This window comes from Cedecea neteri, assembly GCF_000757825.1.
Lineage (GTDB): Bacteria > Pseudomonadota > Gammaproteobacteria > Enterobacterales > Enterobacteriaceae > Cedecea > Cedecea selenatireducens.
In genome coordinates this window covers 2,976,436-3,000,932 of the sequence record NZ_CP009451.1, presented here as the reverse complement: position 1 = coordinate 3,000,932, position 24,497 = coordinate 2,976,436, and the positions used below count along the sequence as shown (strand labels likewise).

25 protein-coding genes are annotated in these 24,497 nt (G+C 55.9%); 4 read left to right on the top strand and 21 right to left on the bottom strand.

Annotation, left to right across the window (positions count from 1 at the left end; all coding sequences use genetic code 11):
* Nucleotides 1–9 precede the first annotated feature (9 nt).
* Nucleotides 10–1,308, bottom strand: coding sequence for a cytosine deaminase (locus tag JT31_RS13780; protein ID WP_038478137.1), 1,299 nt, complete (start codon nucleotides 1,306–1,308; stop codon nucleotides 10–12).
* A gap of 211 nt (nucleotides 1,309–1,519) precedes the next feature.
* On the opposite strand from JT31_RS13780, the gene nirB reads away from it, so the two are divergent.
* The 4 genes from nirB (at nucleotide 1,520) to cysG (ending at nucleotide 6,749) form a co-directional block, all read left to right on the top strand.
* Nucleotides 1,520–4,069, top strand: coding sequence for a nitrite reductase large subunit NirB (nirB, locus tag JT31_RS13775; RefSeq protein ID WP_038478134.1), 2,550 nt, complete (start codon nucleotides 1,520–1,522; stop codon nucleotides 4,067–4,069).
* The gene (nirD, locus tag JT31_RS13770; RefSeq protein ID WP_038478132.1) at nucleotides 4,066–4,392 is read left to right on the top strand and encodes a nitrite reductase small subunit NirD; all 327 of its coding nucleotides are present in this window, start codon (nucleotides 4,066–4,068) and stop codon (nucleotides 4,390–4,392) included. The genes nirB and nirD overlap by 4 nt, the downstream gene beginning before the upstream one ends.
* A gap of 163 nt (nucleotides 4,393–4,555) precedes the next feature.
* Nucleotides 4,556–5,362 carry a nitrite transporter NirC gene (gene nirC, locus JT31_RS13765; RefSeq protein ID WP_038478129.1) on the top strand — a complete coding sequence of 269 codons (807 nt, stop codon included), beginning with the start codon at nucleotides 4,556–4,558 and terminating at the stop codon, nucleotides 5,360–5,362.
* 13 nt (nucleotides 5,363–5,375) lie between these two features.
* Nucleotides 5,376–6,749 carry a siroheme synthase CysG gene (gene cysG / locus JT31_RS13760; RefSeq protein WP_038478127.1) on the top strand — a complete coding sequence of 458 codons (1,374 nt, stop codon included), beginning with the start codon at nucleotides 5,376–5,378 and terminating at the stop codon, nucleotides 6,747–6,749.
* Between the two features lie 27 nt (nucleotides 6,750–6,776).
* Here the strand turns inward: cysG and JT31_RS13755 are convergent, their stop codons facing one another.
* From JT31_RS13755 to JT31_RS13660, 20 genes are all read right to left on the bottom strand, one after another.
* Entirely contained in the window at nucleotides 6,777–7,868 is a 1,092-nt protein-coding gene (locus tag JT31_RS13755; RefSeq protein WP_038478124.1) for an aminotransferase class V-fold PLP-dependent enzyme, read from the bottom strand.
* Between the two features lie 10 nt (nucleotides 7,869–7,878).
* Complete coding sequence (locus JT31_RS13750) at nucleotides 7,879–9,183, bottom strand: YhfT family protein (protein WP_038478121.1); 1,305 nt, start codon at nucleotides 9,181–9,183, stop codon at nucleotides 7,879–7,881.
* 10 nt (nucleotides 9,184–9,193) lie between these two features.
* A complete protein-coding gene (locus JT31_RS13745; RefSeq protein WP_038478118.1) occupies nucleotides 9,194–9,547 on the bottom strand; it encodes a DUF2620 domain-containing protein in 354 nt (117 codons plus the stop codon).
* Nucleotides 9,548–9,556: 9 nt separating this feature from the next.
* Entirely contained in the window at nucleotides 9,557–10,447 is an 891-nt protein-coding gene (locus JT31_RS13740; RefSeq protein ID WP_038478114.1) for a phosphotriesterase-related protein, read from the bottom strand.
* Nucleotides 10,434–11,678 (bottom strand): phosphopentomutase, encoded by a 1,245-nt coding sequence (locus tag JT31_RS13735; RefSeq protein WP_038478111.1) that lies wholly within the window; start codon nucleotides 11,676–11,678, stop codon nucleotides 10,434–10,436. The genes JT31_RS13740 and JT31_RS13735 overlap by 14 nt, the downstream gene beginning before the upstream one ends.
* Nucleotides 11,671–12,843 (bottom strand): YhfX family PLP-dependent enzyme, encoded by a 1,173-nt coding sequence (locus tag JT31_RS13730; RefSeq protein WP_038478108.1) that lies wholly within the window; start codon nucleotides 12,841–12,843, stop codon nucleotides 11,671–11,673. The genes JT31_RS13735 and JT31_RS13730 overlap by 8 nt, the downstream gene beginning before the upstream one ends.
* 89 nt (nucleotides 12,844–12,932) lie before the next feature.
* Entirely contained in the window at nucleotides 12,933–13,289 is a 357-nt protein-coding gene (locus JT31_RS13725) for a hypothetical protein (protein ID WP_038478105.1), read from the bottom strand.
* Between the two features lie 14 nt (nucleotides 13,290–13,303).
* On the bottom strand, nucleotides 13,304–14,209 hold the full coding sequence (gene yhfZ / locus JT31_RS13720; RefSeq protein WP_038478103.1) for a GntR family transcriptional regulator YhfZ: 906 nt from the start codon (nucleotides 14,207–14,209) through the stop codon (nucleotides 13,304–13,306).
* Nucleotides 14,210–14,345: 136 nt separating this feature from the next.
* Entirely contained in the window at nucleotides 14,346–15,350 is a 1,005-nt protein-coding gene (gene trpS / locus JT31_RS13715) for a tryptophan--tRNA ligase (RefSeq protein ID WP_038478100.1), read from the bottom strand.
* The gene (locus tag JT31_RS13710; protein WP_038478097.1) at nucleotides 15,343–16,056 is read right to left on the bottom strand and encodes a phosphoglycolate phosphatase; all 714 of its coding nucleotides are present in this window, start codon (nucleotides 16,054–16,056) and stop codon (nucleotides 15,343–15,345) included. Before JT31_RS13710 ends, trpS begins: the two co-directional genes overlap by 8 nt.
* Entirely contained in the window at nucleotides 16,049–16,726 is a 678-nt protein-coding gene (gene rpe, locus JT31_RS13705) for a ribulose-phosphate 3-epimerase (protein ID WP_038478094.1), read from the bottom strand. The genes JT31_RS13710 and rpe overlap by 8 nt, the downstream gene beginning before the upstream one ends.
* 45 nt (nucleotides 16,727–16,771) lie before the next feature.
* Nucleotides 16,772–17,596 (bottom strand): adenine-specific DNA-methyltransferase, encoded by an 825-nt coding sequence (dam, locus tag JT31_RS13700; RefSeq protein ID WP_038478091.1) that lies wholly within the window; start codon nucleotides 17,594–17,596, stop codon nucleotides 16,772–16,774.
* A 63-nt stretch (nucleotides 17,597–17,659) separates the two neighbouring features.
* Nucleotides 17,660–18,946 carry a cell division protein DamX gene (gene damX, locus JT31_RS13695; protein ID WP_038478088.1) on the bottom strand — a complete coding sequence of 429 codons (1,287 nt, stop codon included), beginning with the start codon at nucleotides 18,944–18,946 and terminating at the stop codon, nucleotides 17,660–17,662.
* A gap of 74 nt (nucleotides 18,947–19,020) precedes the next feature.
* Nucleotides 19,021–20,109, bottom strand: a complete 1,089-nt coding sequence (aroB, locus tag JT31_RS13690) for a 3-dehydroquinate synthase (protein ID WP_038478086.1) — start codon at nucleotides 20,107–20,109, stop codon at nucleotides 19,021–19,023.
* 57 nt (nucleotides 20,110–20,166) lie between these two features.
* A complete protein-coding gene (gene aroK, locus JT31_RS13685) occupies nucleotides 20,167–20,688 on the bottom strand; it encodes a shikimate kinase AroK (protein ID WP_016538517.1) in 522 nt (173 codons plus the stop codon).
* Nucleotides 20,689–21,007: 319 nt separating this feature from the next.
* Complete coding sequence (gene pilQ / locus JT31_RS13680; protein ID WP_081948190.1) at nucleotides 21,008–22,255, bottom strand: type IV pilus secretin PilQ; 1,248 nt, start codon at nucleotides 22,253–22,255, stop codon at nucleotides 21,008–21,010.
* Nucleotides 22,170–22,586 carry a HofP DNA utilization family protein gene (locus tag JT31_RS13675; RefSeq protein ID WP_038478083.1) on the bottom strand — a complete coding sequence of 139 codons (417 nt, stop codon included), beginning with the start codon at nucleotides 22,584–22,586 and terminating at the stop codon, nucleotides 22,170–22,172. The genes pilQ and JT31_RS13675 overlap by 86 nt, the downstream gene beginning before the upstream one ends.
* Nucleotides 22,573–23,043: a hypothetical protein gene (locus tag JT31_RS13670; protein WP_038478080.1), complete on the bottom strand. Its 471-nt coding sequence runs from the start codon at nucleotides 23,041–23,043 to the stop codon at nucleotides 22,573–22,575. Before JT31_RS13670 ends, JT31_RS13675 begins: the two co-directional genes overlap by 14 nt.
* Entirely contained in the window at nucleotides 23,033–23,581 is a 549-nt protein-coding gene (locus tag JT31_RS13665; RefSeq protein ID WP_038478077.1) for a PilN domain-containing protein, read from the bottom strand. Before JT31_RS13665 ends, JT31_RS13670 begins: the two co-directional genes overlap by 11 nt.
* Entirely contained in the window at nucleotides 23,581–24,396 is an 816-nt protein-coding gene (locus tag JT31_RS13660; protein WP_038478074.1) for a hypothetical protein, read from the bottom strand. Before JT31_RS13660 ends, JT31_RS13665 begins: the two co-directional genes overlap by 1 nt.
* Nucleotides 24,397–24,497: the final 101 nt, after the last annotated feature.

The window sequence follows — 24,497 nt, the reverse complement described above, 5'->3', positions numbered from 1 at the left end:
CCCTCTTCCCTAACGGGGAGAGGGTCCTTCAAACTGAATGTTTTCCGTTTTATCCCCCAGCATTATCTTCGTCTGAGCAGGCTGCGTCGTGGCAATGACCTGCCCGGCACGAATCGACCAGCGCACCGGCACCTGCCGCCGTACCGCATCAAATCCGTTTTCAGCAGGTAAAATAACAAGGTTCGCCGAGTTACCCGGCGTAATGCCGTAGTCCTCAACGCCGAAGGTCCGGGCGCTGTTATCGGTGATAAGTTTTAATCCTTCGTCTATTTGCTGATAGCCCATCAGCTGGCAAACATGCAGCCCCATGTGCAGCACCTGCAGCATATTGGCGGTTCCGAGCGGATACCACGGGTCGAAAACATCATCGTGGCCGAAACAAACGTTGATGCCCGCCCCCAGCATCTCCTTCACCCGCGTTACGCCACGGCGTTTAGGGTAATCATCGAAACGCCCCTGCAAATGAATATTGACCAGCGGGTTTGCCACAAAGTTAATACCCGACAGCTTAAGCAAACGGAACAGCCGCGAGGTATAGGCCCCGTTGTAGGAATGCATTGCCGTTGTGTGGCTGGCGGTCACCCGCGCGCCAATACCGTCGCGGTGGGCCAGAGCGGCCACGGTTTCGACAAACCGCGATTGTTCATCGTCTATTTCATCGCAGTGAATATCTAACCGCCGCTGATATTTCTGGGCCAGGGCAAAAGCCTTATGCAGCGACTCAACGCCATATTCACGGGTAAACTCGAAATGTGGGATAGCCCCGACAACATCGGCGCCCAGACGTAATGCCTCCTCCAGCAAAGCCTCGCCGTTCGGATAGGAGAGAATGCCCTCCTGCGGGAAAGCCACCAGCTGCAGCTCTACCCACGGGGCAACTTCCTGCTTCACTTCAAGCATCGCCTTCAATGCGGTCAGCGTCGGGTCAGAAACGTCCACGTGGGTACGAACATACTGAATGCCGTTGGCAATTTGCCACTTCAGCGTTTGCCACGCCCTGTGTTTTACATCTTCATGGCTCAGCAGGGCTTTGCGCTCCGCCCAGCGTTCAATCCCTTCAAACAGCGTGCCGGACTGATTCCAGCCCGGCTGCCCGGCGGTCTGCGTGGTATCCAGATGGATATGCGGCTCAACAAAGGGGGCAATGGCTAACCCGCCTTCACCGTCCAACGCCTGGCCGCTTTCCTGCTGCACCTCACCCATTGGCGTAATGGCCTGAAATTTTCCGTCAGCGATCGACAGCTGCCACAACCCTTCCCGGCCCGTCAGCCGCACATTCTGAATAACCCGTAACGCTTTCGTTTCCATAAGTCCTCTCTTATCCGTCGCAGACTGTTTCATAGCATACACCGCTTTGATTTACTGGCGAAAAACCAGTCAATTCCATTACTTACAAAAATACATCAAAATCAATGATATACCTCTTAATGGGTATATAAAGGCGCGTTTGATTTGTATCAATAATCACCCTGGCTGAATCGTTAAGGTAGGCGGTAATAAAAAAGAAATTGAGGCAATTATGAGCAAGGTCAGAATCGCAGTTATCGGTAACGGCATGGTGGGCCATCGCTTTATCGAAGACTTACTTGATAAAGCCCCGCCGGACCAGTTCGATATCACCGTATTTTGTGAAGAGCCGCGTAAAGCCTACGATCGCGTGCACCTCTCTTCTTATTTCTCCCATCATACCGCTGAAGAACTTTCCCTCGTCCGCGACGGCTACTACGAAAAACACGGCGTAAAAGTGCTGGTTGGCGAACGTGCCATCACTATCAACCGCCAGGAAAAAGTGATCCACTCCAATACCGGCCGCACCGTTTATTACGACAAGCTGGTCATGGCAACGGGCTCTTATCCGTGGATCCCGCCTATTAAAGGCTCGGAAACTCAGGACTGCTTCGTTTACCGTACCATCGAAGACCTGAACGCTATTGAATCCTGCGCCCGCCGCAGCAAACGCGGTGCCGTCGTCGGCGGTGGCCTGCTGGGGCTGGAAGCGGCCGGGGCGCTGAAAAACCTCGGCGTGGAAACTCACGTTATCGAATTCGCACCAATGCTGATGGCCGAGCAGCTTGACCGCATGGGCGGGGAGCAGCTGCGCAGCAAAATCGAGCGCATGGGCGTGCGTGTGCACACCGGCAAAAACACCCAGGAAATCGTCCAGCAGGGCACCGAGGCCCGCAAAACCATGCGTTTTGCCGACGGCAGTGAGCTGGAAGTGGACTTCATCGTCTTCTCTACCGGTATTCGTCCTCAGGACAAGCTGGCGACCCAGTGCGGGCTGGAAACAGCCCCGCGCGGCGGCATCACTATCAACGATAAGTGCCAGACTTCAGACCCGGATATTTACGCCATCGGAGAATGCGCCAGCTGGAATAACCGCGTCTTCGGCCTCGTCGCACCGGGCTACAAAATGGCTCAGGTGACGGCGGACCACCTGCTCGGGAGCGAAAACACCTTTGAAGGCGCGGACATGAGCGCCAAGTTGAAACTGCTCGGCGTTGACGTCGGCGGTATTGGCGATGCTCACGGCCGCACGCCAAACGCCCGCAGCTATGTTTACCTCGATGAAAGCAAAGAGGTATACAAACGCCTGGTGGTTAGCGAAGACAACAAGACCCTGCTTGGCGCGGTGCTGGTTGGCGACACCAGCGACTACGGTAACCTGCTGCAGCTGGTGCTGAACGCGATTGAGCTGCCGGAAAATCCGGACTCGCTGATCCTGCCGGCTCACGCCAGCAGCGGTAAGCCGTCTATCGGCGTGGATAAGCTGCCGGAAAGCGCGCAAATCTGTTCCTGCTTTGACGTCACCAAAGGCGACCTGATCAAGGCTATCAATAAAGGCTGCCACACCGTTGCGGCGCTGAAGGCCGAAACCAAAGCCGGCACCGGCTGCGGCGGCTGTATTCCGCTGGTCACCCAGGTGCTGAACGCCGAGCTGGCCAAAGCCGGTATCGAAGTGAACAACAACCTGTGCGAACACTTTGCCTTCTCACGCCAGGAGCTGTACCACCTGATCCGCGTGGAAGGGATCAAATCCTTCGACCAGCTGCTGCAAAAATACGGTAAAGGCTACGGCTGTGAAGTTTGCAAGCCAACCGTAGGCTCGCTGCTGGCATCCTGCTGGAACGACTACGTGCTGCAGCCAGAGCTAACGCCGCTGCAGGATACCAACGATAACTTCCTCGGCAACATCCAGAAAGACGGCACCTACTCGGTGATCCCGCGCTCAGCAGGCGGTGAAATCACGCCGGAGGGGCTGATGGAAGTCGGCCGTATCGCCAGCGAATATAACCTTTACACCAAAATCACCGGCTCCCAGCGCATCGGCCTGTTCGGCGCACAAAAGGACGACCTGCCGGAAATCTGGCGTCAGCTGATTGAAGCCGGATTCGAAACCGGCCACGCCTATGCCAAAGCATTGCGTATGGCAAAAACCTGCGTCGGCAGCACCTGGTGTCGTTACGGCGTGGGCGACAGCGTGGGCTTCGGCGTCGAGCTGGAAAACCGCTACAAAGGCATTCGTACTCCGCACAAAATGAAGTTTGGCGTCTCCGGCTGTACCCGCGAATGTGCGGAAGCGCAGGGCAAAGACGTGGGCATCATCGCTACTGAAAAAGGCTGGAACCTGTATGTTTGCGGTAACGGCGGCATGAAGCCACGCCATGCGGACCTGCTGGCGGCGGACCTCGACCACGATACCATCATCAAGTATCTCGACCGCTTCATGATGTTCTACATCCGCACCGCCGACAAACTCACCCGTACTTCCGTCTGGCTGGAGAACCTGGAAGGCGGTATCGACTATCTGCGTAGCGTGATTGTCGACGACAAGCTGAGCCTCAACGATCAGCTTGAAGCTGAGCTTAACCGCCTGCGCGAGAAAGTGATCTGCGAGTGGACAGAAACCGTGAACACGCCACAGGCTCAGGTTCGCTTCAAACACTTTATCAATAGCCCGCAGCGCGACCCGAACGTGCAGACAGTTAGCGAGCGCGAACAACACCGCCCGGCCACGCCGTATGAGCGTATTCCGGTCACTCTGGTAGAAGTGGAGGAACACGCATGAGCCAGTGGACAACCGTTTGTCAGCTAGACGACATCCTGCCTGCAACGGGTGTTTGCGCCCTGGTGGGATCTGCACAAGTTGCTATTTTCCGCCCGCGTAAAGACGAGCAGGTTTACGCCATCAGCAATATCGACCCGTTCTTTGAAGCGAGCGTGCTTTCACGCGGGCTGATTGCAGAACATCAGGATGAGCTGTGGGTTGCCAGCCCGCTGAAAAAACAGCACTTCCGCCTGCGGGACGGCCTGTGCATGGAAGATGAAAGCCGCTCCGTCCCGCACTATGAAGCGCGCGTGCAGGACGGACTGGTACAGATAAAAGCTTAATACTTAAAACAACCCTCACCCCGGCCCTCTCCCTTAAGGAGAGGGAGAAAGTCACCAAGGCTTCCCCGGCGATCCCCTCTCCCTCAGGGAAGGGGTTAGGGTGAGGGTAAAAATTAGATTCTTTTTTTAAATTTTTATTTTTAACTTCATTGGGATAACAAAAATGTTCACCGATACCATCAATAAGTGTGCGGCGAATGCCGCGCGTATTAACCGTCTCTCGCAGACGAATCCTCTGGGCTTCTGGGTAAGTTCTGCCATGGCGGGCGCCTACGTTGGCCTTGGCATCATCCTGATTTTCACCCTCGGTAATTTGCTCGATCCGTCCATTCGCCCGCTGGTCATGGGGGCAACCTTCGGCATCGCCCTGACGCTGGTGATTATTGCCGGTTCCGAGCTGTTTACCGGCCACACCATGTTCCTGACCTTCGGCGTGAAAGCCGGCACCATCTCTCACGGCCAAATGTGGGCGATTCTGCCGCAGACCTGGCTTGGCAATCTGGTAGGTTCAGTGTTTGTTGCACTGCTGTATAGCTGGGGCGGCGGCAGCCTGCTGCCGGTAGACACCAGCATTGTGCACGCCGTGGCGCTGGCAAAAACCACCGCGCCGGCGATGGTGCTGTTCTTTAAGGGCGCGCTGTGTAACTGGCTGGTTTGTCTGGCAATCTGGATGGCAATTCGTACCGAAGGCGCGGCGAAATTCATCGCTATCTGGTGGTGCCTGCTGGCGTTTATCGCCTCCGGCTACGAGCACTCCATCGCCAACATGACGCTGTTTGCCCTCTCCTGGTTTGGTCACCACAGCGAGGCTTATACGCTGTCCGGTATCGGCCATAATCTGCTGTGGGTCACGCTGGGGAATACCCTTTCTGGCGTGGTATTCATGGGTCTGGGTTATTGGTATGCTACGCCGAAAGCCGAACGTCCGCAGCCTGCCGCCGCAGGTGCACCGGAAACAGCCCGAAATTAATTGAGGATTTACCGTGGATCACCTGCCGATATTTTGTCAGTTACGTGGCCGCGCCTGCCTGCTGGTAGGCGGGGGCGACGTCGCTGAACGCAAAGCGCGTTTATTGCTGGAGGCAGGTGCGCGCATCACCGTTAACGCCCTCGAGTTTAGCCCGCAGTTTAAGGTGTGGGCTGAGCAAAATATGCTGACCCTGGCAGAAGGCACGTTCTCAGAAACGCTGCTGGACGAAAGCTGGCTGGCGATTGCCGCCACCGACGATGATGAGGTCAATCAGCAGGTTAGCGATGCCGCCGAGTCCCGCCGTATATTCTGCAACGTGGTCGATGCACCGAAGCAGGCGAGCTTCATTATGCCGTCGATCATCGACCGCTCCCCGCTGATGGTCGCCGTTTCCTCCGGCGGCACATCCCCTGTTCTGGCCCGACTGCTGCGCGAAAAGCTGGAAGCCAGCCTGCCGCTGCATCTGGGTAAAATCGCCGCCTTTGCGGGCACGCTGCGTGGCCGCGTGAAGCAAACTTTTGCCACCATGGGCGAGCGTCGCCGCTTCTGGGAAAAGTTCTTCACCAACGACCGTCTGGCGCAGTATCTGGCCAATGAAGACCAGCTTGCCGTTGAAAAAGAGACGGAATCCCTGTTTTCCACCCCGCTCGATCACCGCGGCGAAGTTGTGCTGGTTGGTGCTGGCCCAGGCGATGCAGGTTTGTTGACGCTAAAAGGCCTGCAGCAGATTCAGCAGGCTGACGTGGTGGTTTACGACCGCCTGGTGTCGGACGACATCATGAATCTGGTCCGTCGTGATGCCGACCGCGTATTCGTCGGCAAACGCGCGGGCTACCACTGCGTGCCGCAGGAAGAGATTAACCAAATCCTGCTGCGTGAAGCGCAAAAGGGCAAACGCGTCGTGCGCCTGAAAGGCGGCGATCCGTTTATCTTCGGGCGCGGCGGTGAAGAGCTTGAAACCTTGTGCAACGGCGGGATCCCGTTCTCCGTCGTGCCGGGAATTACCGCTGCTTCCGGCTGTTCCGCCTACTCAGGCATTCCGCTCACGCACCGGGACTACGCGCAAAGCGTTCGCCTGGTCACCGGCCATTTGAAAACCGGCGGTGAGCTCGACTGGGCTAACCTGGCGGCAGAAAAACAGACGCTGGTGTTCTACATGGGGCTTAACCAGGCCTCTGCTATTCAGCAGCAGCTGATCGCGCACGGCATGGAAGAGACGATGCCGGTGGCGCTGGTGGAAAACGGCACGGCGGTAAATCAGCGGGTCGTGGACGGCACCCTGAATCAATTAGGCGAGTTAGCCACGCAGGTCGGCAGCCCGGCATTGATTATTGTTGGGCGTGTCGTTGGCCTCCGCGACAGGCTAAACTGGTTCTCAAACCATTAAATCTAAAGGGAGGCACAGGCCTCCCTTTTACTTTTCTGCCTCTGCACAGCTTTCCTGCAAAATTCTCAGCACGGTTTCTGCGCCGCTGCGGTTCGGGTTGATGCGAATCATCCGCTTCTCAAGACCCGGTTCAGCCTGCCTGAACGTCCCGGATAGCCGATAAAAGAGCGGCGGGATTTCATACTTCGATTCTGCGCCCACCGGATAAGGCAAAGCCCCCAGCTTCTGCGCGGCGGCCAGCACCTTTTCGGCAATCGGCTGATGAAACTCGACCAGCAGGACCTTTGACTGCGCGTTGGCGATAAACGCATTTTTAACCTGGGGCACAGCCCCCTGCGACAGAAGCTCAACCAGGTCGTCGTTAACCTGTGCCTGAACGGCATGCATCACCGGGGCGAAGACCAAACCGCGCAGCGCCTCCATGGCCTGGAAGCCCTGAACCTGGCTACCGCCGGAATACATACTCTGACGCACGGCCTGAACCGCCGCTTTCTCGCCGACAACCACGCCCACGCCAGCAGGGCCAAACAGCTTAAAGCAGGAGAAGGTCGACAGCGTCGCCCCACATTGGCAGCCGATTTTATCGACCTTCATCACCGCATAGTTATCATCAGCCAGCGACGGCAAACCATGGCGGTTAAAGCAGGCAATGACATCTGCGAGCCGATAGGCATCATCCAGCGTCTGGCGGGTGTGCTGAATCAAAGCCGCAGCCGGACGATGCGTGGCGATAGCGGTATCCACTTCACCAGGTTTATTAAAATCGGCCCTGATTAGATCAAGCCCCATCTGTTCGGCAATAACCGCCGTGGTAGGGTACAGAGGTGCCTGATGAATCAGCAGCTTATCGCCCGCTTTTAACAAGGCCGCCAGCCCGCTACGGATAGCCCCGGTGCCGGCCCCCTGCACCAGCGCGGCGGCTGGCGCAGAGAAGAAGTCGGCCAGAACCCACTCAACCCGCTGCGTAGTTTTTGGCTGATTAAGACCATGTACCAGGCCAACATCGCCCTGGCTGAGAAAATCAGCGCCGGAAAAATGCTGGCAGATAATATCCACCAGCCGAAACTGCTTTTGCTGCGCCTGAGCCAGGTTCAGGCTTTGCAACGGCGAGCTTTCCACACAACCTCTCTTAGGCCGGGATAAACAGGCCGCAGAAGAAGAGAATATTCAGCACAATGCCGGTTATCATCACCGCCACAACCGGCGCGGCCATTTTCTGCACCGGGCGGCCCAGCGATTCGTTCAGGAAGTACAGCGCCGTCGCGATGGTGAAGCCGGTATACCCCGCCATCTTGATGGCGGCAAAGATAGAGCCAATCAGCAGCGCCATCTCCATCAGCATGTTCATCGCGTTACGGATGTTGTCCGAGGCGTTGCGTACCGAAGGGTAACGTCCCAGCCATTTCCCAATGGAACGAAGCAGCAGGACTTCGGCAGAAATCACCAGCGCACCGACCACAAAAGCGAGCAGCGGGTTAGCAATCAGATAGCCTACGGCAAAAACAAAGGTGAACCCCGCCACGGCATAAACCCCGGTCGCCAGCGCCGTCGTGGCAATCATCGGCACAAAGCCCAGGCCACGCATAAACTCGGCCAGCGCGGCCTGATCTATCAGACTCTGGGACTGGGTTGGATCGAGGCCAATCTTGTAGGCTTTTTCCAGCGTAAAGATAGACACCTCGCTACCTGCAAAGAGCTTCATGCTGGCAACGGTGGCGATCAGGCCACCAACGATGGCGATATAAGGCAGATTTTTAATGATCCTCGAGGTACGCTCCTCAAACACCGACTGCCCGTGAGCATCGTGCTCATGCTTATCGCGAGCGCGCAGATCATGAAAAATCGCAATCGCCAGCAGCATAACCATACCGACGAAAATCTCGATGGACTCAGGGTTCAGCTGCGGGAAGAAACGCACCACCAGCACGCGGGTTAGCAGCACAACCACCGCCGCGAACAGGCTGTTCTTCCAGCCAAACTGGTAGAAAATCGCCACCAGCGGGAACAGCGCAAAGGCTGAAACCACCGGAGAACTCAGTTCGCCCAGCGAGCCGAGAACGTCTACCGGCAGCGCGGTCAGCAGGTGATTCACCGGCACCAGGCAGGTGAGGATCAGAACGCCCCAGACGGCGCCAAGCCCAAAGGCCAGCACGCTGTTGGCCGCCAGCACGCCGAGGATGTCGGTCGGCAAGAACAGCAGCCAGCTGTTAAGCAGCCCGGTCTTCAGGGTAAAAGAGATCCCAACCGAGGCCACAAAGCCGATGCTCAGGCCAAAGGCGATACTGCCCGCCTCGCGGCGATTCATATTGCCTTCGATAAGCTGCGGCAGAATCGGTCGGATCCCGTCATGAAACACCGCCGCTGAGCGGTGCGCCAGTAAAGCCGTCATCCCGGTAAGCAAGGCAACAACAACAAGGTGAAGGTAAAATTCCATACGGATGCCTTTATTTTAAATGGTTAACCAGCAGCGGGATGGCATGCTCGATATGCTCCACGGAGAGCCCAAACGCCACCTTGCCTTCTGAGACCAGGCGGGCAATTTGCTCCTCTTTGGCTTTGATACCGGGCTTGGCGATGGTGCAGCTGCGGTTGTAGCCGATTACCGCGATGGCGATAGACAGCGCCGCACCTGCCCCGGTATTACAGGCCCCAATGTAGTAATCAAGCTGCCCGGATTTCACCTTCAGCGCGGCGTCCATGTCGTTATAGATAAACACTTCGAAGCTGCCGGGTGCGGCGGTTTCGATGGTTTGTTTGATAAGTTCGCGCTGTAAGCCAGCGACACCGATCTTTTTCATGGAAAATCCTTACTTATAGAAGACAGAGGGGTTGTCACGTAACATCAAATCGATGTCTGCCTGGCTGAAACCGGCCTCCAGCAGCATCGGCACAAACGTGGTAAGTAAATAATCAAAACCAGGCCCGCCGTTCGCTTTTAAATGAGAGCGGCGAGTAATATCCATCGACAGCATGACGTGGTCGAGCAGGCCGCGTTCTTTGAGCGCACTCAGCATCGCAATGCGTTTTTCGTCCGGGTAATAGCTGTTTTTGCCGATGGTATCGAACTGAACGTAGGCGCCCAGGTCAATCATCCGCAGGATGTTTTCGAGGTTATCTTTCAGGTCACAGTGGCCGATGGTGACGCGGGAAAGATCCACGCACCAGGACTTCAGGAGCACCAGTTGCTCAAGGCCCATGGTGCTGAATGAGGTATGGGTCGAAATAGGCCGACCGGTCTCATGATGGGCGATGGCCGCCGCCTGAAATACCCGGGCTTCTACCGGCGTAATCACATCCACGCTGGAGCCAATCTCCGCGATAATCCCGGCTTTTAACGCCGTGCCGTCGATGCCGATTTCAATTTCATCGATCATCTCCTGCGCCAGCACTTTCACCGGCGTGGTCGCCACGTGCGGCGGGAAGAAATCGTGCTGATAATAACCGGTACAGGCCATCACGTTCATACCGGTATCACGCATGATATCCAGCATAAACTGAGGGTTACGCCCCATATAGCGGTTGGTCATTTCTATGATATTGCGTACGCCCTGCTCATAGAGTGACGTCATCTCACCGCAAATCAGCTCGTACTGATCCAGACGGCAATCGATGTTGTCCTTGAAGCTGGAAAGATCGATATGAAGATGCTCATGGGCATAGGTATAGCCCGATGGATCGATATGCTTATGCCCTGTCATGATTCACTCCACGTGCAGAAGAGACATTCAGCAGCGGCAGGAACGAAGTACCGTTCTGCGGCGCAGCTGCCCGGAAAAAGTCACAAACCGTTGCGCCTACATCAGAAAGCGTAGCGCGTGCGCCCAGATAAGCGCCTGTTATGCCGGGCTGCCACACCAGCAAAGGGACGTTTTCACGCGTGTGCTTGCTGTGGCCGATAGTCGGATCGTTACCGTGGTCGGCCATCACCACCAGGCAGTCTCCCGCCTGCATATCCGCCATCAGCAAAGCCAGGTTTTTATCTACCAGCTCAAGTCGCTCGGCGTAGCGCGCAACGTCTTCCGCATGGCCCGCCAGGTCAGTTTCCTGAATATTGGTACAGATAAACGCGCGGCCGGGTTTATTCAGCTCATCCCGGGTGATATCGAGGATGCTCTGGGAGTCGACCAGATTCTGGTAGCTGATGCCGTGTGGGTTAATCGCAATGTCGGCCACCTTCCCCACCAGCACGGTTTTAACCCCGACCTGATGCAGCTGCTGCGGAGCCTGAACGCTGGCGTCCACGCCATAGCCCATATGCACGACCTGAAACCCACTTTTATATACCCCGGAACGCGGCGCATTAATGCCGACATAAAGGCCCTGTTTTTCTTCAGCGGCGTCGATCAACTGTTCGCTGCTCTCAAGCAGGCCACCAAAAGCAATCACCCGTCCGACCTTCACGCAGCGGCGTACCACTTCGCCAATGGCGCGTACCTGCTCAAACGGTATAGCGCTGAGGTTGGCGCTGATGTTAAACACCTGCCCGAGATCGGCCTCAAGATTATCGCCCACGGCCACGGCCTGGTTCACCCACAGGAATTGCAGCTCGCCGCCCTTGCGTTCAACCTCCCAGCCCGCACTCACTAACGCTCGCTCAACGTCATCGATAACGTCGGAAAACGGCATTCGCAATGGAGTTTGTGGTTTTGTGCCCAAAATTTCCTGATGGCCCATAAAAGTGTCGCCGCCTTCATGCTGCAACGCCGCGGTTCCATAGACGGCATTAGCGTTGGCCTGCATAACGTTGGCGGCAAAGCCCAGCGCGTTTATCAGCCCCAGCTTCTCAAGCGTGGGTAAGCGCAGTTCAGGAAAATGCTGCAAGATATGCCCGCAGGTATTCGCCCCGATATCCTGCGGTCTGACCGCCGGCACATCGTCCATCGCTCCCACGCCGAAGCTGTCTATCACCAGCACCAAAAACTTACTCATGCTGACCTCTCGATATAGGGTGACCAAGGCTGTCGTACAGCGCTTCAAGTAGCGGATTCCCGCTTTGAATGCCGGACACCAGCGCCACGTCGCTGCGGGTAACAAAAACCTGCGTGCGGAAGCACATCACCACCGGGCTACCGACGGGATAGCGGCCTTCCAGCGCAAGGTGATAATCAATGCTGGTGATGTCTGGCGGCAGCAGCCGGGCAGACTCCGATTGACCGGCGGCGTCAAACACCAGCGCATTCTGCGCATGGCCACGACGATAATATCCGCCACCGAAGCAGTAGCTTTTGCCCTGGAACTGATGGGAGATTTCCGTCAGGTAGAGCATGGCAATGGCTTCCGGCTGGTCACCGTGCTGGTTTGCCGGAATAGTGCCGGTCAGCGCATGGCCGGGTTCCGCGTGGGTCACGCCGTGTTCGGCAAGAATGGGTAACGTGTTGCAACTGGAGGCCGATGGGGCATTAATTTGCTCAATCTCAATGCCCTGGTCCTGCAGCAGGTCACGCGCTTTCAGCAGCGTCATCAGGTTGCGGGTCGGCTGCGTTTGCTGCTGCTCTTCGTTCCAAAGCAGGCAGGGGAAATGCGTCAGGCCGGTCAGCCGAATCCCCGTCATCGACCGGATCTCGCGCACGACGTCATCCAGCTCGTTAAGCGGGAAACCGGCTTCCTGGCCCGGATAAAGGCGGTCGTACTCGGCAAACACTTTCAGCATGACGGCCTGAACACGCCCGCTGGCCAGCGCGGCAGCCGAGACTTCACGAGCTTTCTCCAGTGAAAACAGCGTGATGATTTCCGTCGCCCCGCTCACGCTCTCTTCTACCTGCGCGACCGGAACCTGCACCAGGTGGCCGACATGTGATACGGGAACATTTGCAGCACGCAGCGTTCTGGCCTCTTTAAAATCGACGGCAACCGCCCCTTTAAAGCCCAGCTCAACCAGTTTGTTGGCAAGCCACGGATTGCGCCCCAGCTGCTTGGTCATAAAGTAGAGCGTGATGCCGTGTTTCTGCGCGGCCGCGAGCAGTTTCCGGCCGTTTTCCAGAACCTGATCGACATCGATAATCCAGGTATCGGGCAGCACCGCGCCCTGCCGCCAGAGGATTCTGGCCGCATCAATCAACGCCGGGTTCTGTGCCTTGAGTGCCTCAATAAACATGCCTTGCCTCGCGACCTGATAAATAAACCAGCCTAAATAATCATTTTTTTGAATATTTAGATTGAGAAAAACCGCTGTCGGTAAATCCGTTAGCTCTTATGAATCAGCCACAGGCCGAACAGGTTAGCGAGCAGATAACCTTCTTCGTTCGGATGCAGCTTGACGTTGAACGGAGCCAGCAGCGAATAATGCGCCTGCTCCACTTCGCCAAACACGCTGTCGGTTTTAATCTCCGCCAGCAGCTCGTCATCCAGCGGGCCGACTTCCTCACCCCGACGACTGCGCATCAGCGCATTAGCCATGTGGGTAATAGCCATCGCGCCCTGGTCGTTCTGCAGCGGGATAGCCCAGCGGGTTTCCAGCTGCGTCACCACAGCCTTCATGCCATCGCAAATATCCCGGTCGATGACGCCTGCCTCACACAGCAGGTTGAGCCGGTCTTCCATACTGATTACCTCTGTCAATAGCTTGGTTCCTGTTCGCCGCTCAGCACGCTTTGCTGATGCGCCAGCAGTTCATTTTTATCCACCACCGTTCTCAACAGCTGCTGGATAGGGATATCTTCGCTTCGCGTCAGCACCACTGCTTCCGACGCCGCCAGGAAACATTTATCGCCGCTGAGCGGCAGCGCCGTCAGCCCCAGCGCCGTCAGATCGGCCTCGTTGCTGACGTTCCAAATCACCGCATCAATATTGCCTTTAGCAATGCGGTTCAGGCATTCGTGGTACGACACGTCGAGTATTTCCACATCCTGGCCGGCAAAGTAGACATCCGTCATGATGCGCTGATCCGCAGAACGTGGGTCAATGCCGATACGGCGGATACTCTCCTGCTGCCCGGCGCGGCAAATCAGCTTATGCTCGCCGACGTAGGTATGCGGTCCCAGCGCCAGGGCGGTAAAAATACCCGGATTGCTGAGGTAGCTGTCCGCCGCCAGCCTGGAGACCACGGCAAGGTCATAAACCCCATTCAGCAAACATTCCACGCGAGCATCAGACCCTCGCATGTGGGCGTAGTAAAACGGAATTCCGTCAAACTGCGCCTTTAAACCACTGGCAAGCCCTTCATAAAGCCGGGTGTACGGCAGCGGCATAGCACACACTACATTGCCGATATCTGCGAACGCCAATAGGGCTTTGTTATCCATGCTCAACAGATAGCTACCGTTGCGGCCGCGGCGCTCAACGCTCACGGCGCCAGCCTTCTCCAGCGTCTTCAAGGCCGCCTGCGTCAGGCCTACGGAAAAACCGCACTCACCGGCTAACTCATCGATGGTTTTCAGTCTGTTACCACATTTCTCACCCAGTAAATAACGGGCCAGACTGGATTGGGCTACGCCCTCTTTTTTAATAAAGCTGCGGCTCATCTGTTATCTTCAATTTATTGAATGAATATATCTTCATAAAATTGAATATAGATGGCAAAGGGGAAAATGACAAAAGGAGAATGGGGTCACAAAAAAGAAATAACCCGCCAGGCGGCGGGTTATTCATAGGGAAAAATTATGGGTGAGCGACAAAACCGATCGCTTCATACACCTTTTTCAGCGTCTCACCGGCGCGAGCTCGCGCTTTTTCTGAGCCCTCTTTCATCACCTGCTGCAGGAAAGCTTCATCGTTGCGGTAACGGTGATAGCGCTCCTGAAGCTCGGTCAGCATACCGGACACGGCTTCCGCCACTTCGCCTTTCAGGTGACCATACATCTTGCCTTCAAAGCTGGCTTCAAGCTCAGGAATCGCTTTGCCTGTAACGCCGGAAAGAATATCCAGCAGGTTAGACACCCCGGCCTTCTCTTTCACATCGTAACGCACGACAGGTGGCTCTTCGGAGTCGGTCACCGCGCGTTTGATTTTCTTCACTACGGATTTCGGGTCTTCCAGCAGGCCGATAACGTTATTGCGATTATCGTCAGACTTGGACATCTTTTTCGTCGGCTCAAGCAGGGACATCACGCGGGCGCCGGATTTAGGAATAAACGGCTCAGGCACTTTGAAGATGTCGCCGTACAGCGCGTTAAAGCGGCCTGCAATGTCGCGGCTCAGCTCCAGGTGCTGCTTCTGGTCTTCACCCACCGGGACCTGATTGGTCTGATACAGCAGAATGTCTGCCGCCATCAGCACCGGATAGTCGAACAAACCGGCGTTGATGTTTTCTTCGTAGCGGGCGGACTTGTCCTTGAACTGAGTCATACGGCTCAGCTCGCCGAAATAGGTGTAGCAGTTCAGCACCCAGCTCAGCTGCGCGTGCTCAGGCACGTGGGACTGAACAAAAATGGTGCTCTTTTTCGGGTCAATGCCGCAGGCCAGGTACAGCGCCAGGGTGTCCAGCGTCGCTTTACGCAGCGCGGTCGGGTCCTGACGAACGGTAATCGCATGCTGATCAACGATGCAGTAAATACAGTGATAATCATCCTGCATGTTTACCCACTGACGCAGCGCACCCATGTAGTTGCCAATGGTTAATTCGCCTGACGGCTGCGCGCCGCTAAATACGATGGGCTTACTCATTTTCTGCTTCCTGATTTGCTAAAGGTGGTAGCCCGAAAGCGGGCAATAAGTCTTCGAAACGATCGAACACAACGTCCGGGTTGCTCAGCCCGATCGCTTCGCCATAGTTATAACCCCAGGTCAGGCCGACGCTTGGGCAGCCGGCCGCCTGTGCGGCCTGAATATCATTGCGGGAGTCGCCAACAAAAAGCAGCTCGTCCGCCGCCAGGCCCAGGGTTTCCATAACTTTGTACAGTGCTTCCGGGTGCGGCTTTTTCTCTTTCACATCGTCACCGCCGATGATGGTCTGGAAATATTGGGCAATGCCCAGATCTTCCAGCAGCGGCGTGACAAAAGGCGTGGGTTTGTTGGTGACCACGGCGAGCGGCAGGCCTTTCTCTTTCAGAGCAGCAAGCGTTGCGGCCACGCCCGGGAACAGAAAGCTCCCTTCTTCAACCGTTTCCGCGTAGTAGCGATCGAACAGTTTGCGCGCCATATTCAGCTGAGCGAGATCGGGCTCTTTATCTTTCAGCGACCACTTAAGCGCCCGCTGCATCATGATATCCGCGCCGTTACCAATCCAGGTCACTACGCGTTCTTCACCCGCCACAGGCAGTTCAAGCGCGTACAGGGCGAGATCGACAGCCTGGCTCAGACCAAGCGCCGTGTCGATGAGCGTGCCGTCAAGATCGAAGGCGACACCTCGAATTTTTTGAAACTTATCCATGACTTACCTTAGCCAGTTCAGAACGCATGCGGTCAACCACCGCTTTATAATCAGGCTGGCCGAAAATGGCGGAGCCTGCGACGAACATATCTGCGCCCGCAGCGGCGATTTCCGCAATATTGTCGGCTTTAACGCCGCCGTCCACTTCAAGGCGGATATCATAGCCGGATGCATCAATACGCTCACGAACCTGGCGCAGCTTTTCAAGCGTGTGGGGAATGAACGACTGGCCGCCAAACCCAGGGTTGACGGACATCAGCAAAATCACATCCAGCTTATCCATAACGTGATCCAGCCAGGAAAGGGAGGTCGCCGGGTTCAGCACCAGACCCGCTTTGCAGCCGTACTCTTTGATAAGCTGCAGGGAGCGATCGACATGTTCAGAAGCTTCCGGGTGGAAAGTAATGATGCTGGCGCCCGCAGCGGCGAAGTCAGGAATGATACGGTCAACCGGCTTCACCATCAGATGGACATCGATAGGCGCGGTGATGCCGTAATCGCGCAGTGCCTTAAGCACCATTGGCCCCATCGTCAGGTTAGGGACATAGTGGTTATCCATGACGTCAAAATGGACGACGTCACCACCGGCGGCCAGCGCTTTAGCCGTATCCTCGCCCAGTCGGGCGAAGTCGGCAGAGAGGATTGAGGGGGCAATCAAATACTGTTTCATCCGCTTCTCCAGGAGTCATTCATCTTCAGCGGCGGGCGAAACGGCTCAGGCAAACTTTACGTTATAAAGCGCCAGAAGTTCGTCCACCTTGTTACGTTCTCCACCGTTTCGGCTGATGCTGCGTCTTACCTGCAGCTTACGGAAATCGGTAGCATTCTTGTACCACTCGCGAGTGAGCTCGGTATCGTGATTGGAAATCACGACCGGGATGCTCTGCTCACGCAGTTTTTCAGCCAGCTCCGCCAGATGCTTCTGTTGCACCATGCTGAAACTGTCCGTGTGATAAGCGGTAAAGTTGGCGGTGGCGGAAAGCGGCGCGTAAGGCGGATCGCAATACACAACGGAACCTGCGGCAACGTTTACCATGCTGACGTCATATGACTGGCAGACAAAAGTGGCATTTTTGGCTCGTTCGGCAAAGTTGTACAGCTCTTCTTCCGGGAAGTAAGGCTTGCTGTAGCGGCCAAACGGCACGTTAAATGCACCACGCAGATTATAACGGCACAGGCCGTTGTAACAATGGCGGTTAAGATACAGAAACAGCACCGCACGCCGGAATTTGTCGGTGCACTGATTAAATTCGACGCGGAAGGCGTAATAGGTCGCCTCTTCGTTTTTCTCTTTGGTGAAGAGCAAACGAGATTCCCGCACGTACTCATCCGCGCGGTTTTTGACGATATCGTAGAGGTTAATCAGATCGCTGTTGATGTCCGCGAGGATATAGCGCTGATAATCGGTATTGAGAAATACCGACCCGGCGCCAACGAAGGGCTCAATCAGACAGTCGCCTTCCGGCAGATACTTTTTTATGTCGTCCAGCAGGGGGAACTTTCCCCCTGCCCATTTCAGAAAAGCGCGATTTTTTTTCATGCTGCCTTACTATTTACACCTTATCCAGCTGTGGAAAGGCTCCGACAGCGACTGCGCTTATTTTCACTTAAGGTCAGACTGCACCTGATGAATAGGTTTTGCCCACGGGTTCTTAGCCTGAACGTCTGCCGGCAGGTTTGAAACCGCGCGTTTTGCGTCATCTTTCGTCGCATAAACCCCGGTCACCAGCACGTACCATGGCTGGCCGTTACGCTGGGTCTGGTAAACCATATAGTGTTGCAGGTTCTCTTTTTTCGCCCACGCATTCAGGTTTGCTGAGTTTGAAGAAGAGCTCAGCTGCAGCGTGTAGTGGCTGCCTGGCGCGCTTTTAATGGCGCTTGCATCACCGCTAACCGTGCCGCCAGTGCTTGCGGCCGCCTGCGGTTGTGCTTTAGGCGTGGTGGATGCCGTAGCCTTTGGCGCCGGAGTGGATGTTGCAACGCTGGTTGATGGCGCTTTCACTGGCGTGGAGACAACCGGAGCAGGTTCGCTGTGTTTTGCCGTTGCAACCGGCTTGCTTTCCGCTTTTACCTGCGGTTTCGATTCCGCTTTACGTACAGGCTCAATCACCGCTTTTTTACGTTCAGGGCGAGACTCAACGGTACGGGTTGGTTCCTGAGTACCTGCCAGCTTGCGCGGCTCGGTTTTGCTACCGGCAATAGGTGCTACAGTGGCTGGTTCGGTCGGCAGCGTGGAATTACTAACCACGTTGTCAATCTGGCCCTGCTGCTGAGGCTGAGTCAGTGCGTTATTCAGGTTCCCAGGAACCTCAACGCGCTGCTGCCCTTCAGGCTGCGGCTGAGTCTGTGCCTGGGTTGGCGTAGAAGAAATAGGCGGCAGGGAAACATCCTGCGGGTTCTGCTGGCCAGTAGCTGGGGTATTCCCCGGCTGCGGCTGAGCGCCGTTTGCCTGATCGGCAGGCGTCGCAGTATTCGAGCCGGAAAGATCGATGTTCTTCTCCGCGCCCGATTTTTGCTCAGCAGTATCTGGAGTGGATGAAGGTGCTTTCAGCGCTGAACCGATGCCGATGATAAGCAGCAGCAGGACCAGAATCCCTACGCCCATCATGATGTGCTGACGAGAAGCAGGCGCTTTCTGTTTTGCTGCCTTTTTACGTCCACGCGCCGGACGAGGATCTGCGGCCATGCCGTCATCACCTTCGTACTCTTCCTCGACTTCTTCTTCACGCTCGCGGCGTGAACGAGAAGGACGACGTTCGTCCGCATCAAGATCGACGTCATCGACGTTGATCTGCGGTTCTTTGTCGAACTCGTCAGGTTTGCGGGAACGCCCAGGACGACGATCGCTTGGATCGGGTTTCAGCTCGTCTTCTGGTTTAAACTCATCCATTTAACACCCCACTCAAAGGCGCATGCTCATGTCCGCATTACGCCCGAAGTTAAATACTGTAAAAATTCTAGTTGTTAAGCCTGCTGGCAATCAGCAATGGCTGATAGAACGACATCGTGCGGTACTCCACCGCGCACTTCACTCTTCCCTATTGCCAACGGCAGAATCAAACGCAGCTCGCCGGCTAATACTTTTTTGTCACGCATCATGTGGGGCATATACGCGTCAGGGGACATTTCCTGTGGCCCGTTAACCGGTAATCCGGCTCGTGCCAGCAGCGCGATCACACGCTGAACTTCTGCCTCACTGAATTGACCCAGGCGCTGAGCGGTTCGCGCCGCCATCACCATCCCGGCAGCCACGGCTTCACCGTGCAACCAGTTGCCATAGCCCATTTCGGCTTCAATAGCATGGCCAAACGTATGACCCAGATTCAGTAAAGCACGTAAGCCACTTTCTCGCTCGTCCGCAGCAACAACTTCGGCTTTCAACTCACAACAACGGCGGATACAGTACGCCATTGCCTGACCGTCCAGCTTCAGCAATGCGTCGATATTCTCTTCAAGCCAGTCAAAAAACTCACCGTCGAGAATAATGCCGTATTTAATGACTTCTGCCAGGCCCGAAGCCAGCTCCCGCGCAGGCAAAGTTGACAGGCAATCAAGATCAACCACCACCGAAGCGGGCTGATAGAACGCGCCAATCATGTTTTTGCCGAGGGGATGGTTGACGGCCGTTTTGCCGCCTACGGAGGAGTCCACCTGCGAAAGCAGCGTGGTGGGAACCTGGATAAAACGAACCCCGCGCTGATAGCTCGCTGCGGCAAAACCGGTCAAATCGCCCACAACACCGCCGCCTAAAGCAATCAGCGTAGTATCACGACCGTGAGGTTTTTCCAGCAGCGCCGTAAAGACGGTATCGAGCACCGCGAGGCTTTTAAACTGTTCGCCATCCGGAAGAATGACGGTATCGACCTTAACGCCTGCCTGTTCCAGAAGACCACGAACCCTGTCCAGATAGAGAGGCGCAAGGGTTTCATTGGTGACCAGCATAGTCTGGTCGCCAGCTTTCAGCGGCCAAAAGGAAGCCGGGTCATTGAATAACCCGGCGGCAATGGTAATAGGGTAACTACGTTCCCCAAGAGTGACTTTCAGCCTCTCCATTACGCGGAGCCCACCTTATGTTGCTTTGCCCGCAGGCGTTTCTTGATTAAGCCAGAATCAGTTGCTTTCCAGCATATGAATAATCTGGTTTGCAACCACTTTGGCGCTTTGATCGTCGGTGCGAATCGTTACATCAGCAATCTCTTCGTACAGCGGATTGCGTTCGTGCGCCAGCGCTTCCAGAACTTCACGAGGTGGAGTCTCAACCTGCAGCAGCGGACGTTTTTTATCGCGCTGAGTACGTGCAAGCTGTTTCTCAATGGTGGTCTCAAGATAAACCACTACGCCACGGGCGGAAAGACGATTGCGGGTTTCACGAGACTTCACAGAGCCGCCGCCGGTAGCCAGCACGATGCCCTGTTTTTCAGTGAGTTCGTTGATAATTTTTTCTTCGCGATCGCGGAAGCCTTCTTCGCCTTCAACGTCGAATACCCAGCCCACATCAGCTCCGGTACGTTTCTCAATCTCTTGATCAGAATCGAAAAATTCCATATTGAGTTGCTGAGCTAACTGACGCCCAATAGTGCTTTTGCCGGCACCCATAGGCCCAACCAGAAAGATATTGCGTTTCTCTGCCATTTTTTCGGTACTACTAAGACAATTCGTTGATAGTAAACCCGCCCGATAACAACCTGCTGCGGCGGGACATGAACTGAAACCTCATAAGCGTGAGTTCGAGAATCAGACTAAAAATTATCTCAATACTCAAGGGGGTTTGGCAACCGAATAAATCACCTGGCGCCTGGCTCGGGACGAAAAGCCTGTTCCAGCTTTCCCGGCCACAGGTTCTCAATACCCTGCCTCCCGAAACGGTACACCTTGTAAGCTAATTCCTCTCTGCCGTCAAACACCTGGGCACTGTTTGGCAGAAAAATCCGCAGGCAGAAGTGGAAATCGGCTAGGGCAATGCGATCAGCCTTGGGGTGATAAACACAACTAATTCCCGACGTTGGCGTTTTTTCCCGTCGTACCGGAACAATTGGCCGATAAGTGGAATATTTCCCAGCACAGGGACGCTATCCAGGGTTCGGTTGTTCTGCTGCTGAAAGATCCCGCCTAACGCCAGCGTCTCGCCGTCTTTCACTTCTACCTGCGTTTCAATCTCCTGCTTATCAATGGCTAATGCCTCGCCATCCGCATGTTGGATGCTGCGCCCCGGCATGTTCTGGCTAATGCGCAGCTGTAGGCGAATCGTGCCGTGGTGGCTGATTGTGGGCGTCACCTCCATGCCTAGCACGGCTTCTTTAAACTCCACCGAGGTCGCTTCATTTTTGCCGTTGGACACCTGATACGGAATTTCAGTCCCCTGCTTGATGCTGGCAGCCTGCTGATGCGCCACCAGCAGGCGTGGGCTGGCGATAATGTCCAGTTGCTGTTGCTGCTCAAGCGCACTAAGCTCCAGTTCAAGCATGCGGCCATTGATGCGGCCGATATTAAACCCCAACGTTGTGGTCGCGGCATTTACCGCGAGCTGGCTTGAAACCGTTGTTGCCTGATGCAACCTCGCTTTTGCCTCTCCCGCCGGAGCGCTCCACTTCACGCCAAGCTCTCGCAGCTTCTCCTGGTTGATAGTGACAATATGGGCAGACAGCTCAACCTGCCCCATAGAGACATCCATATCTGCAACCCATGACGCAATGCGCTTTTGCGCTTGCTTGTTATCGCGTACTACCAGGCGATTTGTGCGCTTATCCACGGTGATACTGCCCCTGGGCCCGAGCAGCTTCTCTTCATTCGCTTTTATCCCTGCGGCGAGATCGGCTACCTCAGCATAGCGTGGCGTATAGACCGCCTGAATCAAAGGTTGCTCAAGCACGCTTTGCTTACGCGCGGCCTCCCGCTGAGCGCGTAGCTTCGCCGGGTCCTGCTTCTGCCGAATTTGAAGAATGTTTCCCGTCGTTGATGAAGTCAGGCTCGACAACCTGAGCACCTGCTGAAAAGCCAGCTCCCACGGGACATTAACCAAACGCAGAGAGAGGTTTCCCGTCACCTCAGGGGCGATCATTACGTTAAAACTTTGCAGCTCGGCCAGCGTTTGCAGAACCTGCACGACCGGCGTTTCATCCAGCGTCAGAGTGACGTTGTTTTTCGGCCAGCTCGTCAGCGGTACGAGCATCAGTGCGCCTGCCACGATATGTCTTATCATCGGATCCTCCCTGTATCTTCCAGTGGTAATAGCTCCCTTCACAGTCCCCCCGAAGAGAAACCCGCATATGTTGCTCAAGCAGGGCCGCTACTTGTACATCCGGCGCAATCCATTGCCCTTCCTTTACTCTTTGCCATTGCTTACCGGAGAGTTTCATCAGCGCAATGCTGTTTTCTGGTCCTGGCCGATAAAACATACCGCGCAGCTGCCAGCCATCCAGGCGCTTCAGCAACGATTCGCAGGGCGATGGCGGTAACAGGAAGGGATTACGCGGCCCCGCCTGCAGCGGCAGGCTGAGTACAGCCAGCAGTATCCAGCTAGCGGTTTTCATCGGTAAACTCCAGCGTCAGTAGCACCCGAACTTGCTCCCCGGCACTGCTCAAAACAAAGGTCGGTATCTTCAGGCCCGAGTAGTCCGCCAGTTGCCGAAAGAACAATGGCACTTTGGGCCACGGCAACAGCATTTCCAGCACGGCACGGCGCGGGTCAGGCTGCCATTTCACAAGCCTTCCGCCACCAAGTTTTACCGCCGCCATCGCGGAAAAAATCGTCGAGGGAGTAACATCAGGCAGCGGCTCAACCTTCGGCACGGCAGCAATCTTCTGCTGCAGCGAGAGCACTTGCTGCCAGTGCTGCTGATTTTGCCGTTCTAGTTCGAGTAGCTGCTGCTGGCGAGGCTGAATCAGCAGCCACCAGCACGACCATGCCATGACAAGCAGGAAAACCGTTGCGCACAGAATACGGAACCCGACATGCACGCTCATAAGGCGCTCAATGTTATTCAGCACGCTCACCGCCTTTGGGTATTAAGGTGAAGGTAAAGACAAGCCCCTTATGTTTTTCATCACGCAGCTCGCCGGGCTTGACCTTAAAGGCTCCGGGTAAAGCACCCAACGCGGCCTCGAGCTTCCCCAGCTCACGAGCATCTCCCGCAACGCCAGATACGCTAGCGTTTTCGTTCTGCCAGCTAACGCTTTGCAGCCAGCTGTTTTCGGGCAACTGAAAGGCAAGCTCATTCAGCACGCTTTCCCAACGTGAAATACTGGTCTTACGCGCCACTTCAGCCCGTAGAACCGCCAGCCGCTGCTGGTTGTCTTTCAGCTCAGTTTGCTTACGCAATAACAGTGCCTTCAGGACGGGCTGCTGTGCCTCGAGCGTGATAGCCTGGGCCTGCTGTAGCCGAGTTTTCATGGCCGGCGGCGTGGCCCAAAGCTGCGCCAGGGCAGCAACTAACAGCATGCCGAACAGCACGATGCCGGCCCAGAGCTTTAGCCGATAGCGGCGCCTCGAGGCTCGCCATGGCAGGAGATTTATCAGCGGTGTCATTAGCGGTCGGGTCCCAGAGCCAGCCCCAATGCGAGGGTGTAAAGGCCCCCATGCCGCGGCAGCGGCGGCTGATGGCGAACGATGGGCTGCCAGGCATTAAGCCGTTCAGCCCCAGCGGGCACGGCACTATCTCCATCCGCGTGGCTAAACGCGATTTCACCGGCACTCGCCCCCAGCTGCAGGCAAAGCGCGGGAAAGTCGGCCACCTGCGACTTAGCCAGCCAGCCGGAGCGCTCGCGATTGTTCACGGCAGCCCAAAGCCAGTAACCCTGTTCTTCATGAACTAAAAAGCGACAATCAGCGGAGTAACAACTCTGGGGCAAAGCGCCAAGAATTTTGTCCGTCGGCGTTATCGTCCGGGGAAAGAGTTTGACGCTGGCAAGGTTTGCCAGCAGCGCGCCGATGTCTTCCTGTTTTGCCGCCGTCACGTAAAGCGACTCCCCCTCGTCCAGGTAGTCATAGCAAAGCTGTTCCGCGGGCATCTGCAGCTGGCGGGCCGCTGCCCCAGCGATATACTTTTCCTGGGCTGACTCCTGTAGCCGGCGGGCTGGCCGGGGGATGTGGCGCTGCAAAGTGCGCTGAGCCGGAAAGCCAACCCGCAGGTGATGACGCACGGGGATTTCTTTACGCCACGTAGCAAGCGCCTCGCGCAGCGTGGCGGGTTCGGGTAACATGCCGCCCGCAAGTCCCTGCTTCGGGAAGGGTAAAAACCACCAATGCCGCAATTGCCACCCTTGCCGGTGCCACTGCACCGCAGCGGCGCGTACGCCCTCCGCCTGGATATCCAGGCCAATCCTCCAACCAGGAAACATCATGGTTTCGATCTCCTTATCCGGATGATGAACAGCCCTGATCCCGAAACAGTAACGGGTATATCAAAGCTTCTGGCTTGCCTTTATACTACCGCGCGGTTGTT